Origin of the sequence: Catellatospora methionotrophica, from assembly GCF_011297335.1 — a bacterium.
Taxonomy (GTDB): Bacteria; Actinomycetota; Actinomycetes; order Mycobacteriales; family Micromonosporaceae; genus Catellatospora; species Catellatospora methionotrophica.
In genome coordinates this window covers 107,898-124,273 of record NZ_JAAOTJ010000004.1, presented here as the reverse complement: position 1 = coordinate 124,273, position 16,376 = coordinate 107,898, and the positions used below count along the sequence as shown (strand labels likewise).

Here is a 16,376-nt window from a genome sequence, read left to right as displayed (position 1 = left end):
CGTGAGCAGCGATGACCCACATCGAGCTCTCCCTCTCCCCGTTGGAGCCGATCGCCGTCGACCCGCTGCACAGCTGGTCGGTCCCGGTCTCCTCGGCCGAGGAGTCGTGTTTGGTCATCGACGCGAGCGGTGTCATCGTCGCCGCCTCGACCGCCTGGATCCGGCTGCTCTCGGTGGAGCGCCCCAGTGAGCTGGCCGGTCACCACGTACGCGACGTGCTGTGCCTGATCGACTTCACCGCCGCCGGCAACGAGCTGGGTGAAGCAGAGCGCGAGCAGATCCCCCCACTGCTCGCGCTCACCTCCAAGCGCCCGGCGCGCGGGCTGCTGCGGGTGCGCGGCGCGCAGGGTGCGCCCAGCCGCACCCTCGACGCCGTCTCCACGCCGCTGTGGCAGAGCGGCCAGGTCGTCGGTTCGCTCAGTTTCTTTGCAGCGGTATGACCGCCGGTATGGCCGACGCGCGCTAGTCTCGTTGCCCATGCCCCTGCGTCGAACCCGTCCGTCCTACCCGGCCTCACTGCTCACCATCGCGTGCCTGGCCGGAGTGGCTCTGCTCAGCGGCTGTGGGGTGCCGCCCGAGCTGCAGCCGAAGCCCGGCGGCACCGTGCCGCAGCCGTCCGTGTCACCCAGCGCGGTGACCCTGCCGCCCAGCTTCAGCCTGCCGCCGTCAGCCCCGCCGAGCAGCCCCGGCCCGTTCCCCGAACTGACCGTCACCGACTGCCAGGGCCGCCCCAGCGGCGATCAGATCATCGCGGCGGTGCGCCGCAAGTCCTCGGTGCTGCCCAACTCCGGCACGGTCACCGTGACCAGGCCCCCCGTCTGCGCGGGCACCTGGCAGTACAGCGTGCTCACCGTGTCCGGCCGGGAGCCGCTGCAGGTCGTGACCAAGGGTGCGCCCGCCTCGCTCGACCTGGTCACCGCGGGCACCGACATCTGCACCGTGGAGGTCCGCAACCTCGCCCCGCCCGGCCTGCGCATCGCCGCCGGCTGCTGACCGCGGCCACGCGTGCGGCGCTCACCGCACTAGGCTGATCTCATGCCTGGAGTTCCGCCTACGCGTTTCGTCTATCTCGGCCCGGAGAGCACCTTCGCCGAGCAGGCGCTGCTTACCGTCCCGGCGGCGGTGCGGGGGATCCGCACCCCGGCGCGCAGCGTGCCCGAGGCGCTGGAAGCCGTACGTGCAGGGGACGCCGACGCGGCGCTCGTGCCGTGGGAGAACTCGATCGGCGGCGCGGTCGGGGTGACCCTGGACGAACTGGTCGACGGCGACCCACTGGTGATCACGCGGGAGGTGGTGATCCCGGTGGAGTTCGTGCTCGCCGCGCGGGCCACCACCACGCTGGCCGACGTGCGCTCGATCGCGGCGCACCCGCAGGCGTCGACCCAGTGCCGCGGCTGGCTGCGGGCGTACGCGCAGGACGCGACGGTGATCGACGTGCTGTCCAACGGAGCGGCCGCGGCCGCCGCTGCCGCAGGTGAGGTCGACGCCGCGATCTGCGCGCCGATCGCCATCCAGCGGTTCGGCCTGACCCGGCTCGCCGACAAGATCGCCGACCATCCGGACGCCGCGACGCGGTTCGTGCTGCTGGCGCGGCCGGGCACGCCGCCGGAGCCGACCGGCAACGACCTCACCTCGCTGGCCGTGTGGATCTCCCACGACCGAGTCGGCGCGCTGCTCGCGGTCCTCACCGAACTGGCCGTACGCGGGGTGAACCTGACCCGGATCGAGTCCCGCCCGACCGGCGAGCGGCTCGGCCGGTACGTCTTCTTCCTCGACTGCACCGGGCACGTCGCCGAGGCGCGGGTCGGCGAGGCGCTGCAGGGCCTGCGCCGCATCTGCGCCGGGGTGCGCTTCCTCGGCTCGTACCCCCGGGCGGGCCTGCCCGGCGGAACGCCCGAGCGGCCGGTGCCGCCACCGGCGGGACTGTCCGACCCCGACTACACCGACGCGGCGGCCTGGCTGGGCCGGCTACGCCGGGGCGAGCTGTCCTGACGATGCCGGTCGAGATGAGCCGGGAACGCTTCGAGGAGCTGGTCGCCGACGCTCTCGACGAGGTCCCGCAGGAGCTGCTCAACCTGATGCGCAACGTCGTCATCCTGGTGGAGGACGAGTCGCCGCCCGGCGAGCCCGAACTGCTCGGCCTGTACGAGGGGCACGCGCTCACCGACCGGGGCTGGGACTACGCGGGAGTGCTGCCCGACCGGATCACCATCTACCGCAACCCGATCCTGCGCATCTGCGACACCGACGACGACGTCGTCGAGGAGGTCGCGGTCACCGTGGTACACGAGATCGCCCACCACTTCGGCATCGACGACCACCGCCTGCACGACCTCGGCTGGGGCTGAGCCGCAGGCCGAAGCCTGTCGTGAAGCCGACGTGCATTCTTGTGCAGGTCAACTACGCTCGGTGCGTTTCTCCACCCCCGTTTTTCATGGAGGCTGACGACATGCAGAGCGCACTCTTCGCTGCCGAGAACCTCGAGAAGGAGTCCACGACTCCTGGTCTGACGCTGCAGAACTCGAAGATGCTGAAGATCGAGCTGAACGGCGAGGTCATGGCGCGCACCGGCGCGATGGTTGCCTACCAGGGCCAGGTGCAGTTCCAGGCGCTAGGTTCCGGTGGCGCGGCCAAGTGGCTCAAGAGCAAGATCACCGGTGAGGGCGTACCGCTGATGAAGCTGTCCGGCCGTGGTGACGTGTTCCTGGCCGACCGTGCTGCGGATGTGCACCTGATCGACCTGGGCCCCGGCGACGCCCTCAGCGTCAACGGCACCAACGTGCTGGCCTTCGAGTCGACGCTGAACTACGACATCAAGATGGTCCAGGGTATGGGCATGTTCTCCTCGGCAGGCCTGTTCAACTGCGTCTTCTCGGGCCAGGGCCGGATCGCCATCACCACCAAGGGCACCCCGGTCGTGCTGACCGTCGACGCCCCCACCTACGCCGACCCCCAGGCGGCGATCTGCTGGTCGGCCAACCTGCAGACCGGCTACCACCGCGCCGAGCAGCTCGGCATCGGCACCCTGCTGGGCCGCAGCACGGGTGAGGCGTTCACGATGAGCTTCCAGGGCCAGGGCTTCGTCGTGGTGCAGCCGTCCGAGGAGCCCCCGGCGGGCATCGCGGGCGGCCAGCAGCAGCAACAGGGCGGAGTGCTGGGCGGTCTGCTCGGCAACTGACCGGCCGCACCGTTCTGACAGCGGGTCCCTCCCTCGTGGAGGGGCCCGTTTTCTCAACTTCGCGTGGCATGATGCGCCCATGTCCGAGGAACTCGATGTGGTGGAGTTCGGCCCGGCCCCGGCTGCGGTGACCCGCGACCGGCCCGGCTGGCGCGCGATGGCGACAGGCTCCCGGCTGACCACGGGTCTCGTCGTGCTCGGCGGCGCGGCGGCCATCGCATCGCTGGTCGGCGAGTGGCAGATCATCGACACCACCCGCTCCGGCGACGAATATTTCGCCAGCATCCCTCAGGTGACCAGCTCGGTCTGGTCGACCACCGGCGGCACGCCTTACCTGGCCGGGCTCATGCTGCTCGGCGCGTCGATCGCGGTGGCGCTGGGCGGTCCGGCCGTGGCCCGTGCGGTCGCACGGATGGCCGCACTCGGCACCTCGGCCGTGCTCGCGGTGGTGCTGGCGGCCGCGGCGAGCGTGCTGAGTTCGACCAGTGAGCTGCCGCGGGTCTTCGGCGGGTTCATGAACCAGGAGCTGCTGTCGCGCTTCACCTCCAGCCCCGGGCGCGGCATGTGGGCGGGGCTCGTGGCGGTCGCGCTGCTGGGCCTGGCCATGCTGTCGGCGCTGCGCAGCGAACCGGAGCCGCCCGGCGGGCGGCACGCGGCCGCACACGCCGACTCCGAAGACGACGACGACCACGAGCCGGGCGACATCGAATTGACCGTCACCACCGCCGCGCCGTTCTTACGGCAATACTGACGCGAAGCTCCGAACGCGGGCCGGTACGCTTTTCGACGTGATTGATCTGCGTCTGCTCCGCGAGGACCCCGAGACCGTACGAGCCAGCCAGCGCCTGCGCGGCGACTCCGTCGACAGCGTCGACGACCTGCTGCGCGCCGACGAGGCGAGGCGGTCCGCGGTGGCGTCCTTCGAGGCGCTGCGCGGCGAGCAGAAACAGCTCGGCAAGCTGATGCCGAAGGCGGCCGGCGACGAGAAGGCCGCGCTGCTGGCCCGCACCAAGGACCTCGCCGCCGAGGTGAAGGCTGCCGAGGCCGCGGTCAACGAGGCCGACCAGGCGCTGCGGGCCGCGCAGTTCGCGATCGCGAACGTGGTGCAGGACGGCGCGCCCGGCGGCGGCGAGGACGACTACGTCGTGCTGCGCGAGGTCGGCGAGCGCCCGGTCTTCGACGCCCCGCGTGACCACCTGGCCATCGGCGAGCTGCTCGGGGCGATCGACACCGAGCGCGGCGCGAAGGTGTCGGGCGCCCGCTTCTACTACATGACCGGGGTGGGCGCGCTGCTGCAGCTCGGCCTGCTGCAGATGGGACTGTGGCAGTCGGTCGAGGCCGGGTTCACGCCGATGATCCCGCCGGTGCTGGTCAAGCCGGAGTCGATGGAGGGCACCGGTTTCCTGGGCTCGCACGCCGCCGAGGTCTACCACCTGCCTGCCGACGACCTGTACCTGGTCGGCACGAGCGAGGTGCCGCTCGCGGCGTACCACAAGGACGAGATCCTGAACCTGGCCACCGGGCCGCAGCGCTACGCCGGGTGGTCGAGCTGCTTCCGCCGGGAGGCGGGCTCGTACGGCAAGGACACCCGCGGCATCATCCGGGTGCACCAGTTCGACAAGGTCGAGATGTTCTCGTACTGCGACCCGGCCGATGCCGCCGAGGAGCACCTGCGCCTGCTGGCGTGGGAGGAGGAGATGCTCGGCAAGCTGGAGCTGGCCTACCGGGTGATCGACGTGGCCGCGGGCGACCTCGGCTCGTCGGCGGCGCGCAAGTACGACTGCGAGGCCTGGCTGCCGACCCAGAACCGGTACATGGAGGTCACCTCGACCTCCAACTGCACCACGTTCCAGGCCCGCCGCCTGAACACCCGCTTCCGCGACGCCGACGGCCGGACCCAGACCGCGGCGACGCTCAACGGCACGCTGGCCACGACCCGCATGCTCGTGGCGCTCCTGGAGCAGCACCAGCAGCCGGACGGCTCGGTGCGGGTGCCCAAGGCGCTGCAGCCCTTCGTGGGCGGCCGCGACGTGCTGGAGCCCGTCAAGGCAGGGGCCTGAACGGCGTGCCCGACCACGGGGGTTCGGGGCACGTCGAAGTGCCGGAACAGGACGCGGCCGACCGCACGCAGTCGCCCGGTGACGAGCTGCGACCGCAGAGGCTGCCGAAGCTGGTCGCCACCGACCTGGACGGCACCGTCGTCCGGTCGGACGAGACCGTCAGCGGTTTCACCCATGCCGTCTTCGACCGGGTACGCGCGGCCGGGGTGCCCATCGTGGGCGCCACCGGCCGCGGTCCCCGGCTGGAGGAGCTGAGTCGGATCGACCTGCCGCACGCGGACCTGCTGGTGCTCGGCGGTGGCGGGCGGGTGCTGGACCTGCGCGACCCGTCCGCACCGCGGGTGCTGCGCGACGCGCGGCTGCCCGGTCCGGTGGTGGCGGGGCTGGTCGAGGCGCTGGAGAACCGGCTCGGCCGGGTGAAGCTGCTGGTCGAGGTGCTGGACGCGCAGCGCGCGCCGCTGTGGGGCGACGAGGTCGACGACTGGCCGTACCCGGACGACCTGAAGTTCCGGCCGCGCGAGGAGTCGCTCTGCTACGACGTCATCAAGGCGTTCGTGAAGACCGACGACACGGACTCGGACACGCTGCTGCGTACCGCACGGGGTCTGGTCTCGCCGGAGGTCGCCGCGTTCACGCACTCGGGGCTGGGCTGGGTGGAGATCACCCCGCCCGGGGTCGACAAGGCCACCGGCCTGGCCGTGGTCGCCGCCGAACTGGGCATCGACGCGGCCGACGTGCTGGTCTTCGGGGACATGCCCAACGACATCCCGATGTTCGAGTGGGCCGGCCACCGCGTCGCCGTGGCCAACGCCCACCCCGAGATCCTGGCCCTCGCCGACGAGGTGACCCTCTCCAACGACCGCGACGGCGTAGCCGTCTACCTCGACGACCTCCTCAAACGCACCACCTGACCCACCCCGGCCAGCCCCATCCCGCCCGGCCTCCGCCCCCCGGCCCCACCCCTTGCCGCAACTCTTAAAGAGTCGCGCCTCTCCATCTCACGGAAGGCGCGAGTCTTTAAGAGTTGCGACCGGAGGGCTGGCGGCCCGGGGTGGGTCGGGTGGGGCTGGTGGGGTTAGAGGTATTGGCCGGTGCTGGTGGATTTGGTGGGGTCGGGGTGGGTGCCGGGGGGTAGGGCCGGCATGTTGCGCATGTGCTCCAGCTGCATGCGGGCGGCCATCTGCTGGGCCACCAGGGCGGCCTGGATGCCGTGGAAGAGGCCTTCCAGCCAGCCGACGAGCTGGGCGTGCGCGATGCGCAGCTCCGACTCCGACGGCGTGGCGCCCTCGGTGAAGTCGACGGAGATCCGCTCCAGCTCGTCGCGGAGCTCGGGGGACAGTCCGTCCTCCAGCTCGACGATCGAGCGGCGGTGGATCTCCACCAGGCGCTGGCGGCCCGCCTCGTCCAGGGGTGCCGCGCGCACCTCTTCGAGCAGCTGTTTGATCATGCTACCGATCCGCATGACCTTGGCGGGTTGCTCGATGAGACGGCCCGGGTCCTCCTCACCCCCGATGGCACCGTCATGATTGACCTCGACCGTGCCGATGGGCTGCCCGTCCGGACCGACGACCACGACACTCTTCTCCTCGGGATGCTGCTGACTCACCACGACCTCCTCAGCGTCGAACCCACCCATCCTAGATCCCGAGACGCGGGCCTATGTTGATCATTGACGGGAGTGCCGGGACACGGTAGAACGCCACAGTGGGTCATAAGACCGCGCGCCCACATCTTTGGCGTCACCCCCACGGCCGTGCCACCGGTACGCGCGTCCGGCCGAAGTCACCCTGGAGGACACATTGGACGGCCTTGACCGTCGCAAGCTGCTCGGTCTGCTGACCGGCGCTGGCGTTGCGGGCGTGACCGGCGGCCTCGCGGGCTGCTCCAGCCCCGGCACGAGCAGCGAGCGCAGCGGCGTCAGCATCGGTCTGCTCGTCCCGGCCACCGGAGCGAACAAGGAGGTCGGCGCCGACCTCGAACTGGGTTTCAAGCTCTACCTGGACCTGCACGACGGCAAGCTCGGCGGCCGCGCGGTGCGCATCGAGATGGCCGACGAGGGCGAGACCACCAAGAGCGGCGCGGCGGCACTGGAAGACCTGTACAAGGCCCAGGTGCTCGCCGTGGTCGGCGTGGCCAACCCGGACCTGCTGCCCGCGATCCGCGACCGGGTCGAAGAGGCCAAGGTGCCGCTGCTGGCCGCGCACGCCTCGCCCGCCGAGATGCCCAGCGCCCCGTACATCTGGCGCACGTCATACCTCACCGACGAGCCGGCCCTGGCCATCGCGCACTACCTGCGGCGGCGGCTCGGCAACGGCAGCGGCAAGGTCAGCCTCATCACGGTGCCCGGCACCGCGGGCGCGGAGCTGATGCTCGGCTTCACCAGCGTGTACGGCAACGGCGCGCAGGAGCCCATCACGGTGAAGTCCGGCATCAAGCCGGCCACCGCCGACTACGCGTCGTACGCGGGGCAGATCGCGGACAAGAACCCGCGGGCGATCTTCTGCAACCTGCCCAGCTCGCACATCACCAAGTTCATGGCCGCGCTCAAGCAGGCCGGGCTGACCCCCGGCAGCGACGTCGAGCTGTACGCCCCCGGCTCGATCGCCGAGGGCAAGGCACTCGACGAGCTCGGCGAGGGCGCGCGCGGGCTGTTCACCGCGATGCACTACTCCGCCGACCTGAACAACCTGGCCAACCACACGTTCTCGTCGTTGTTCCAGGCCAAGTTCCAGCGCTCTCCCACGGCGTTCGCGGTCGCCGCGTACGACGCCGCCGCGGTGCTCGACCAGGCGCTGACGCTCGCCGGCGACGGCACGCTCAGCGCCCCGAAGGTCAACACCCTGCTGTCGAGCGTCGGCCAGGTGATCAGCCCCCGCGGCAACTGGCAGTTCAACCAGCAGCGCTCCCCGCAGCAGAAGTGGTATCTGCGCAAGGTGGAGAAGGACGGCCCCATCCTGTCGAACGTGCTGATCAGCGACCTCGCTACCCTCGGGTAGTGCAGTTGGACGACGTTGACCAGCGAATAATCGCCGCGCTCTTGAGCGACGCGCGCACCACGTACGCCGAGATCGGCATGGTGGTGTCGCTGTCAGCACCAGCTGTCAAGCGACGCGTTGACCGGCTGCGCTCCGGTGGGGTGATCAAGGGCTTCACCGCCGTCGTGGATCCGGCGGCGGTGGGTGGCGGCACGGAGGCCTTCGTCGAGCTGTTCTGCACCGGGCGCACCACGCCCGCGCAGATCACGATGGCCACCCGCCGCCACCCCGAGGTGGTCGGGGCGTACACCGTCTCCGGCGAGGCCGACGCGCTGGTGCACCTGCGCGCGGCCGACATCTCGCACCTGGAGCAGGCCCTGGAGCGGCTGCGGGCCGAGCCGTTCATCACCAGCACCCGCAGCATGATCGTCCTGTCCCGCCTGGTCGACTGACGGCGCCGGGGAGCCGGGAACATGATCCGCGCGTCGAACACGGTCATGAGACGAAGCGTGCTCTGCCTGCTCACCACGTTGTCCCTGGCCGGCTGCACGGCCGCCGGCGGGGGCGCGATCGCGGACCGCCCCGCCCCAGGACCCGCGCCGCTGCTGCGCCTGGTGTCGTACGACTCCTGCGACGGCCTGCTGGAGTCGGTCCGCGAAGCCGCCAAGCGCGCAGTGACCCCGTGGGGCCTGCCCGGCGGCGCGCAGGCTTTCCTCGCGCGCGCCCAGTCGGCCACCGCGGACGCCGGACGGGCGGCGGACGGCGGCTCCACCACGGCGTACTCCGGCACCAACACGCACGAGGCGGGAGTCGACGAGCCGGACATCGTCAAGACCGACGGCCGTCGCATCGTGACCGTGGTCAACGAGACGCTGCGGGTCATCGACCCGATCACCCGGCGCGCGACCGGCTCGCTGCACCTGGGCTACGGCCAGCACCAGCTGTTCCTGCAGGGCGACCGCGCCCTGGTACTCACCTCCGTGCACGCGATGACCGCCTACGACGGGCTCGCCGACGCGCGGGTGCCGATGCGCGGCCCATCCGCGACCCGGGTCCGGCTGGTCGACCTGACCGGCGCGCCCCGGATCACCGGCGAGTACGAGATCGGCGCCGAGCTGACCGACGCCCGGCTGGCCGACGGCACCGCCCGCGTGGTGGTGACCTCGCACCCGATGATCGATTTCACCTGGCTGGAGAAGGCCACCGACGCCGAGCGCCTCGCCGCCAACCGGAAGGTCATCGACAGCACGCCGCTGGAGCGCTGGCTGCCCGCGTACACCGCGGACGGGACCGGTGGGCGGGTCGACTGCGGGCAGGTCAGCAGGCCTGCCGAGTTCAGCGGCACCGCTCTGGTGACGGTGCTCAGCTTCGACCTGAACCGGGCGGCGCTCGGCGACGGCCTGCCCACGGCGGTGCTCGCCGACGCGCGGACCGTGTACGGCACCGGCGGCCACCTCTACCTCGCCCATGACGAGACCTGGCGGGGTGATCAGGCCAAGGACCGCACCGAGCTGTACCTGTTCGACGTCACCGGTCCGCGCCCGGTCTTCGCCGCCTCCGGCAGCGTGCCCGGCCACCTGCTCAGCCAGTACTCGCTGAGCGAGCACGAGGACGTCCTGCGCGTCGCCACCACCAGCGGCCAGCGGGGCGGCCGGAACCAGCGGACCGAGTCCGCGGTGTACACCCTGCGTCGCGACGGCGGGCAGCTCCAGCCGCTCGGCAAGCTCGGGGGCCTGGGCAAGGGGGAGCAGATCTACGCCGTGCGCTTCCTCGGCCCGGCCGGGTACGTGGTCACCTTCCGGCAGACCGACCCGCTCTACACGATCGACCTGCGCGACCCGGCCCGCCCGGTGCTCACCGGGGAACTGAAGATCCCCGGCTACAGCAGTTACCTGCACCCGGTCGCCGACGGCCGGCTGATCGGGGTCGGCCAGGACGCGTCCGACCAGGGTCGGGTGTCCGGGTTGCAGGTGTCGCTGTTCGACGTCGGCGGCGCGGACGCGAAGCGGCTCGACCAGGAGAAGATCCCGGGCGGCTGGAGCGAGGCCGAGTACGACCCGCACGCGTTCCTGTACTGGCCCGCGACCGGCCTGCTGGTCGTCCCGTACACCGCCTACGACGCACAGCAGCGCGCCGGTGCGCTGCTGTACCGGGTGAACTCCGGCTCGCTGGACAGGGTCGGCGAGGTCAAGCCCGGTGGCTACCCGCGCCGCAGCCTGATCGTCGGCGACACGCTCTGGGTCGTGTCGGACACCGCGGCCATGGCCACGACCCTGTCGGGCGGCGCCGTGCTCGCTCAGGTCGCGCTCTGAGCCGTACGCGCGAAAAAGCTGGGCGGGCCGCGGCCCGCCCAGCTTTGTCAGCAGGTCAGAGGTACTGGCCGATGCGAGCTTCGGGGGTGCTGGCCGCGGACTTGTCGCCCTCGCCGAAGAAGCGCTTGCCGCCGAACTCGCCGTGCAGGCGGTCGTCCAGCTCGTCGGCGAGCCCGGTCATCACCTGGATCGCCAGGGCCAGATGGCTGGCCTGGAAGTCGCGGCCGAACACCGGGATCGAGGCCCAGACCGTGCCGGCGGTGCAGTAGAGGCGGCCGATCGGCATGCGGTTGGTCAGGTCGGACAGCTTCACGAACAGCTTCTCGGTCGGCTCGATCTCGGTCAGCACCGGCGAGAACACGTCGATCAGCGGCGGATTCTCGCGTACGCGGACGAACACCATCGCCGAACCGGCCCGGATGCCGATGTCGCCGTCGCCGTCCACCTGCAGCTCGTCCGGGTCGGACTTGAGCATCGCGGAGACCACGATCCGCACCCGGTCGGCCAGGTCCAGCCCGCTCGCGTCGAGGGAGTCGATCGAGGGCAGGAACGCGTCCACCGTCGACTCGTGCCGCGCGGTGCCCAGCGGCTCGATGGCGACCGGCTCCTCCTCGCGGTCGTGCGCCTCGTAGACGAGGAACGCGGGGTGCGGTGCGCCGTACACGTCGCGCAGCGTTCGCGTGATCATTCCGGCCAGCGCGTCCGCGGCCCCGGTGGTGCCGAAGTTCTCCCGCGACCCGGCCAGCACGCCCGGCGGCGACCAGCCCAGCGCGACCATCGCCGCGATCGCGGTCCGCTCCAGCCGGAAGCCCTCGGGCAGGTTCGCGTTGCTGACCGCCCGCGCCTGCAGCGACCCGTCCTCCACGCACTCCACGCTCACGCCGTACACGGCGGAGCCGGTGCCCGACGCGGTCGGGTCGAGCGCGAGTTCCAGTTCGGTGCCGACGGGCAGCGTGGGCAGGGCCGCGGCCAGGGCTCGGGCGAACTCCCGCCAGGCCTCGGTGACCTTCGCATGCAGGTCGGCGGTGGTGGGTTCGTCGAGCAGCCCGGCCTCGGCCAGGTGGGGGTTCGACAGTTCCGACATTGGTGAGCCTCCTCGTCGAACCTGGTCTATCCGGGCACGCCGACGGACATACCTGGGTTCTCTGTCACCGAGACACTACCGACCGGAAACTGATTCGCGAAGTCGGCCTTTGGACCGTTCCCGGTCTTGCGCCGCCCGTCGATGTCCGCCACACGCCCGCGACGTCAGTCTGGATCGGGCACGGCGAGCCGGTGCGCCAGGGCGGTCAGCCGGGCCGCCAGCTCCTGCGGGTCACCGCCCCGCCCGACCGCCAGCCCCAGCAGGTACGCCCCGACCGGCGCACCGGGCCGCACCGCGTGGTGCGCCACCTCCCGGGCCAGGTCCAGCACCATCGTCACGTCCACGTCCGCGCGGGGCACGCCCAGCTCGGCACACGCCGCCTCGGTGAAGTCGTGCAGGTCCACGCTCAATGGCCTCTCCTCGCCCGTGGTGCTCACGAGCCCGCGTCCGCGCGGTGCGGACCGCTCGTCGGATCCGCACGCAACTGCGCCGCCTCGGCCTGGCGCAGTTCGTCCGGGGTGTCGCAGTCATACCACGGCTCCGGACCGGCACCGGCCCACGGCAGCTCGGCGACCTCGGCGTGCCCCAGCAGGACCCGCATCGGAGCGCCGTGCGGCTGCGCGGGCAGCGCAGCCCGCAGCGCGCCGAGCCGCCACGCCGCGCACAGGTGCTGCCGCCGCCCGTCCGCGTCGGTGAACATCACCACGTCCGCGTCCACGGCGAGCAGTGCCGTCACCGCCTCACGCGTCAGGAACGGCAGGTCGGCGGCGACGACGAGCACCCGGTCGGCCGCTCCGGCCGCGGCCAGCCCCGCCGCGCCCGCGGCGACCGCCGCGACCGGCCCGCCACCGGGCGGATCCTCGCGGGTCAGCACCGCCCCGGCGGGCAATGCGGGGGCGAGCTCCGGCGGCCCGACGACGACCAGCGGGCTCGCGTCGACGACGGCTGCCAGCACCCGGCGCAGCATCGGCACCCCGCCGACGGGCAGCAGCGGTTTGGCGACCCCGCCCATCCGGCGCGCAGCGCCTCCTGCCAGCACCATCGCCGCGTACGAGATCATCGGCCTGCTCCCCGCCCCTGTGGATGGACCGGCGTGTCATCCACAGGTTAGCGATCATCGCTGGCCCCGTCGCGTTCCCCTGGGAAGGCTGCCGCACATGGCGACCGACTCCCCGACCTACACCCTCACCGAGCGCACGGACCTGCTCGGCTACGTGCCCTACCTGCTCGGCTTCCACCCGGCGGACAGCATCGTCGTGCTGGGCCTGGCCGACCGGCGGATCTGCGTCGCCGCGCGCACCGACCTCGGCCGGCCCCGCGGCGTGACGGTGCGCCAGCTGAGCCGGCTGCTCGCGGCCGCCGGCCGAAGACGAGCCGCGATCACGTCGGTGATGCTGGTCGGGTACGGCCCCGACCCCTCGGCAGCCCAGACGACCCGCGACGTCGCCGACGCTCTCGACGCCCGCGGCTACCACGTGCGGGAGGTGCTGCTGCACTTCGGCGATCGATACCGCTGCCTGCAGTGCGACGACTGCACGCCGCCCGGCGGCGCGCCGTTCGACCTGAGTACGACGGCGGCGGCCGCCATCGCCACCTACGAGGGCCTGGTCGCCCAGCCCGACCGCGCCTCGGTGGAGCAGCTGGTCCGGCCGGTCGGCGGGCTGGCCGCGATCGCGATGACCCAGGCCGTCGACCGCGCCGAACTGCGACTGACGGCACTGCTCGGCGACAGCGCGGCCGCGTTGGACCAGACGGATCCGGACCGGCCAGGTACGGCCCGCCAGGGCGAAGGCACGGCCGACGAGCGGCTGGTGCGGGCCGGGACGGCTGCGGTCGACGACGCGCTGCGGATCGCCGCGGCAGGCGGGCGGCTCGACGACGACGAGGCCGCCTGGCTCACCGTGCTCCTGCTGGACCTGCGCTGCCGCGACCACGCCTGGCAGCACAGCGACGCCGAGCCCTGGCAGCTGGACCTCTGGCTGGACCTCACCCGGCGCGGCGAGCCCGCACTGCTGGCACCCATGGCGAGCCTGCTGGCCTGGTGCGCGTGGCGCTCGGGCCAGGGCGTGCTGGCCGGTGCGGCGCTGCGGCGGGCGCTGGCGGCCGACCCGGCGTACTCGCTGGCGCATCTGCTCACCGAGGCGCTCGAACAGGGTGTCTCCCCGGGCAGCCTCGGGCCGTGGCCCGCACTGTAGGCCGTTCCGGGCCTCGCTTTCCGGGAAATGGCTGGCTCCATGCCGAACGGCGCTGGTCGCGGACGGTCGGGGTGCGGGATCGGGCCTGTCCGCGCGGGATCCGGGAAATGGCTGGCTGAGGCGCGCCGAGGCACGCCCGCGAGGCGGATGCGGGGCGACGGCCCAGAATGGGACCCGTGGACCTGGCCTACCTGCGCGCGCATCCGCACCTGCTGCCGACCTTCCTGCACCATCAGCGGATCCGGGAGACACCCGTCGACGGCGGCTCGATCTGCCACACCAGCCGCCTGACCTTCGACGACGGCGAGTCGATCTTCACCAAATCCTGGCCCGAGGCGGCGGGGCGGGCCCCGGACGGCTTCTTCGCCGCCGAGGCGAACGGGCTGCGCTGGCTCGCCGAGACCGGCACCGTCGCGGTGCCCGAGGTGCTGGTGGACTCCCCGGACCTGCTCGGCATGGCGTGGATCGAGCACGGGCAGCCCTCGGCAGCGGCGGCCGAGGAGTTCGGGCGGGCACTGGCCGGGCTGCACCGCGCCGGGGCGACCGCGTTCGGCGCGCCCTGGCCGGGGTTCCACGGGTCCGCGCCGATGGACAACACACCGCACCCCGGCCCGTGGCACGCGTGGTACGGCGAGCGCAGGCTGGCCGCGTACCTGCGGCTGTCGGTGGACCGGGGTGCGCTGGAGCCCGGCGACGCGGCCCGCGTGGAACGGGTCCTGGCCGGGCTCGACCGCGTCGGCGGCGACGAGCCGCCCGCCCGCATCCACGGCGACCTGTGGACCGGCAACCTGCTCTGGGGCGCCGACGGCCGGTGCCGGGTCGTCGACCCCGCGGCGCACGGCGGCCACCGCGAGACCGACCTGGCCTACCTGCGGCTGTGGGGCGGCGCGCCGTTCCTCGACCGCATCCTCGCCTCGTACGCCGAGACCTGGCCACCCGCCGACGGCTGGACCGACCGCGTCCCCCTCCACCAGCTCTCCATGTACCTCCTCCACACCGCCCTCTTCGGCGCGGCCTTCGCCCCGGGCGTCCGCGACACCACCACCACCTGCCTCCCCCTCACCACCTGACCCAACGTCACCGCCCTTTCCACGAAACCGCCGCCTCCCCCGCCAAGATCGCGGCGCAACTCTTAACGAGTTGCGCCCTCGGGGACCGGTTGAGGCCGCGACTCTTTAAGAGTTGCGGCAGGTGGGGCGTGAGATGGGGGGTGGGCCGAGGCGTGCTCGCGCAGGATGAGCGCGCGCCTGCGGCTGAGCTTGCGTTGCCAGGTGACGGTGGGCCACCGCATTTCGATTGTGACGCGATAGGTTCGTGGGGTGACCTCTGTCGAGCCTGGCCTGATCGACCGGTACGGACGCCGTGCCGTGGATCTGCGGGTTTCGCTGACGGATCGGTGCAATCTGCGCTGTTCGTACTGTATGCCCCCGGAAGGGCTGCCCTGGCTGCCCAAGCAGGAGATCCTGACCGACGACGAGGTGCTGCGGCTGATCACCGTCGCGGTGACCCGGCTCGGCGTCGAGGAGGTGCGCTTCACCGGCGGCGAGCCGCTGCTGCGCCCCGGCATCGTCGGCATCGTGGCTGGCAGCGCCGCGCTCACCCCCCGGCCGAAGCTGTCCGTGACCACCAACGGCATCGGGCTGGCCCGGCTCGCCGCGCCGCTGCGCGACGCCGGGCTGGACCGGGTCAACGTCTCGCTGGACACCATCGACCCGGACCGGTTCGCCACGATCGCGCTGCGCCGCCGCTTCGACGACGTGATCGACGGCCTGTCCGCCGCCGCCGCGGCCGGGCTGACCCCGGTCAAGCTCAACGCGGTGCTGCTACGCGGGATCAACGACGACGAGGGCCCGGCGCTGCTGCGTTTCGCGCTCGCGCACGGGTACGAGCTGCGCTTCATCGAGCAGATGCCGCTCGACGCCCAGCACGGCTGGAGCCGTGACCAGATGATCACCGCGGACGAGATCCTGGCGTCGCTGGAGGCCGCGTTCGACCTCAGCCCCGACCCGGCCGAGCGGGCGGGCGCCCCGGCCGAGACCTGGCTGGTGAACGGCGGCCCGGCGAAGGTGGGCGTGATCGGCTCGGTGACCAGGCCGTTCTGCGGCGACTGCGACCGGACCCGGCTCACCGCCGACGGCCAGGTGCGCAACTGCCTGTTCGCGACCGGGGAGACCGATCTGCGCGAGCTGCTGCGCGGTGGGGCCGATGATGAGGAGATCGCCGTGCGCTGGCGGGCGGCGATGTGGGGCAAGCTGCCCGGCCACGGCATCGACGACCCGCAGTTCCTCCAGCCTGTACGCCCCATGTCCGCCATCGGGGGATGACTGTGATCACGATTCGCTACTTCGCCGGAGCCCGCGCGGCCGCGGGCGTCACCGAGGAGGAGCTGCCCGCGGGGCAGGACCTCACCCAGCTGATCAAGGAACTCAGCGCCGCGCACGGGGACGGTCTGGGCCGGGTGCTGCTTTCAGCCAGCTTTCTGGTTGACGGGCTAGCCTGGCACGACCGCCGCGCGCCGCTTCCCTCCGGCGTGACCGTGGACGTGCTCCCGCCCTTCGCCGGCGGGTGAAAG

Annotated in this window: 19 protein-coding genes; 15 read left to right on the top strand and 4 right to left on the bottom strand. The window is 72.2% G+C overall.

Annotated elements, in window-relative coordinates; genetic code table 11:
- The first annotated feature begins 11 nt into the window (after positions 1-11).
- The 8 genes from HAV40_RS13190 (at position 12) to HAV40_RS13155 (ending at position 6,149) form a co-directional block, all read left to right on the top strand.
- Positions 12-440, top strand: coding sequence for a transcriptional regulator (locus HAV40_RS13190; RefSeq protein WP_166381259.1), 429 nt, complete (start codon positions 12-14; stop codon positions 438-440).
- A gap of 37 nt (positions 441-477) precedes the next feature.
- Complete coding sequence (locus tag HAV40_RS13185) at positions 478-993, top strand: hypothetical protein (protein WP_239086081.1); 516 nt, start codon at positions 478-480, stop codon at positions 991-993.
- 42 nt (positions 994-1,035) lie between these two features.
- On the top strand, positions 1,036-1,992 hold the full coding sequence (gene pheA, locus HAV40_RS13180; protein WP_166381258.1) for a prephenate dehydratase: 957 nt from the start codon (positions 1,036-1,038) through the stop codon (positions 1,990-1,992).
- 2 nt (positions 1,993-1,994) lie between these two features.
- On the top strand, positions 1,995-2,348 hold the full coding sequence (locus HAV40_RS13175) for a metallopeptidase family protein (protein ID WP_166381257.1): 354 nt from the start codon (positions 1,995-1,997) through the stop codon (positions 2,346-2,348).
- A gap of 101 nt (positions 2,349-2,449) precedes the next feature.
- Positions 2,450-3,178 (top strand): AIM24 family protein, encoded by a 729-nt coding sequence (locus HAV40_RS13170; RefSeq protein WP_166381256.1) that lies wholly within the window; start codon positions 2,450-2,452, stop codon positions 3,176-3,178.
- A gap of 79 nt (positions 3,179-3,257) precedes the next feature.
- Positions 3,258-3,929, top strand: coding sequence for a hypothetical protein (locus HAV40_RS13165; RefSeq protein ID WP_166381255.1), 672 nt, complete (start codon positions 3,258-3,260; stop codon positions 3,927-3,929).
- A 37-nt stretch (positions 3,930-3,966) separates the two neighbouring features.
- Positions 3,967-5,238, top strand: coding sequence for a serine--tRNA ligase (gene serS / locus HAV40_RS13160; protein WP_166381254.1), 1,272 nt, complete (start codon positions 3,967-3,969; stop codon positions 5,236-5,238).
- Between the two features lie 86 nt (positions 5,239-5,324).
- Positions 5,325-6,149 (top strand): HAD family hydrolase, encoded by an 825-nt coding sequence (locus HAV40_RS13155; RefSeq protein WP_166381476.1) that lies wholly within the window; start codon positions 5,325-5,327, stop codon positions 6,147-6,149.
- Between the two features lie 164 nt (positions 6,150-6,313).
- On the opposite strand, the gene HAV40_RS13150 is transcribed toward HAV40_RS13155, so the two are convergent.
- Positions 6,314-6,874: a bacterial proteasome activator family protein gene (locus tag HAV40_RS13150; RefSeq protein ID WP_166381253.1), complete on the bottom strand. Its 561-nt coding sequence runs from the start codon at positions 6,872-6,874 to the stop codon at positions 6,314-6,316.
- Between the two features lie 163 nt (positions 6,875-7,037).
- Here HAV40_RS13150 and HAV40_RS13145 point away from each other — a divergent pair, with 163 nt between their 5' ends.
- The 3 genes from HAV40_RS13145 to HAV40_RS13135 are packed head-to-tail and all read left to right on the top strand — an operon-like array spanning position 7,038 to position 10,525.
- The gene (locus tag HAV40_RS13145; protein WP_166381252.1) at positions 7,038-8,234 is read left to right on the top strand and encodes an ABC transporter substrate-binding protein; all 1,197 of its coding nucleotides are present in this window, start codon (positions 7,038-7,040) and stop codon (positions 8,232-8,234) included.
- Positions 8,234-8,665: an Lrp/AsnC family transcriptional regulator gene (locus HAV40_RS13140; RefSeq protein WP_166381251.1), complete on the top strand. Its 432-nt coding sequence runs from the start codon at positions 8,234-8,236 to the stop codon at positions 8,663-8,665. Before HAV40_RS13145 ends, HAV40_RS13140 begins: the two co-directional genes overlap by 1 nt.
- A 45-nt stretch (positions 8,666-8,710) precedes the next feature.
- Positions 8,711-10,525 carry a beta-propeller domain-containing protein gene (locus tag HAV40_RS13135; RefSeq protein ID WP_239086083.1) on the top strand — a complete coding sequence of 605 codons (1,815 nt, stop codon included), beginning with the start codon at positions 8,711-8,713 and terminating at the stop codon, positions 10,523-10,525.
- 55 nt (positions 10,526-10,580) lie between these two features.
- On the opposite strand, the gene HAV40_RS13130 is transcribed toward HAV40_RS13135, so the two are convergent.
- The 3 genes from HAV40_RS13130 to mobA all read right to left on the bottom strand — a co-directional run bounded on the left by HAV40_RS13130 (position 10,581) and on the right by mobA (position 12,651).
- Positions 10,581-11,609 (bottom strand): T3SS (YopN, CesT) and YbjN peptide-binding chaperone 1, encoded by a 1,029-nt coding sequence (locus HAV40_RS13130; RefSeq protein ID WP_166381250.1) that lies wholly within the window; start codon positions 11,607-11,609, stop codon positions 10,581-10,583.
- A 164-nt stretch (positions 11,610-11,773) separates the two neighbouring features.
- The gene (locus HAV40_RS13125) at positions 11,774-12,019 is read right to left on the bottom strand and encodes a DUF6457 domain-containing protein (RefSeq protein WP_166381249.1); all 246 of its coding nucleotides are present in this window, start codon (positions 12,017-12,019) and stop codon (positions 11,774-11,776) included.
- A 23-nt stretch (positions 12,020-12,042) separates the two neighbouring features.
- The gene (gene mobA / locus HAV40_RS13120; protein ID WP_166381474.1) at positions 12,043-12,651 is read right to left on the bottom strand and encodes a molybdenum cofactor guanylyltransferase; all 609 of its coding nucleotides are present in this window, start codon (positions 12,649-12,651) and stop codon (positions 12,043-12,045) included.
- A gap of 115 nt (positions 12,652-12,766) precedes the next feature.
- On the opposite strand from mobA, the gene HAV40_RS13115 reads away from it, so the two are divergent.
- The 4 genes from HAV40_RS13115 (at position 12,767) to HAV40_RS13100 (ending at position 16,373) form a co-directional block, all read left to right on the top strand.
- Positions 12,767-13,804, top strand: coding sequence for a DUF4192 domain-containing protein (locus HAV40_RS13115; protein ID WP_166381248.1), 1,038 nt, complete (start codon positions 12,767-12,769; stop codon positions 13,802-13,804).
- Between the two features lie 176 nt (positions 13,805-13,980).
- A complete protein-coding gene (locus tag HAV40_RS13110) occupies positions 13,981-14,874 on the top strand; it encodes a fructosamine kinase family protein (RefSeq protein ID WP_166381247.1) in 894 nt (297 codons plus the stop codon).
- A 249-nt stretch (positions 14,875-15,123) separates the two neighbouring features.
- Positions 15,124-16,128: a GTP 3',8-cyclase MoaA gene (gene moaA, locus HAV40_RS13105; protein ID WP_166381246.1), complete on the top strand. Its 1,005-nt coding sequence runs from the start codon at positions 15,124-15,126 to the stop codon at positions 16,126-16,128.
- Positions 16,125-16,373: a MoaD/ThiS family protein gene (locus HAV40_RS13100; protein ID WP_166381245.1), complete on the top strand. Its 249-nt coding sequence runs from the start codon at positions 16,125-16,127 to the stop codon at positions 16,371-16,373. Before moaA ends, HAV40_RS13100 begins: the two co-directional genes overlap by 4 nt.
- Positions 16,374-16,376 lie beyond the last annotated feature (3 nt).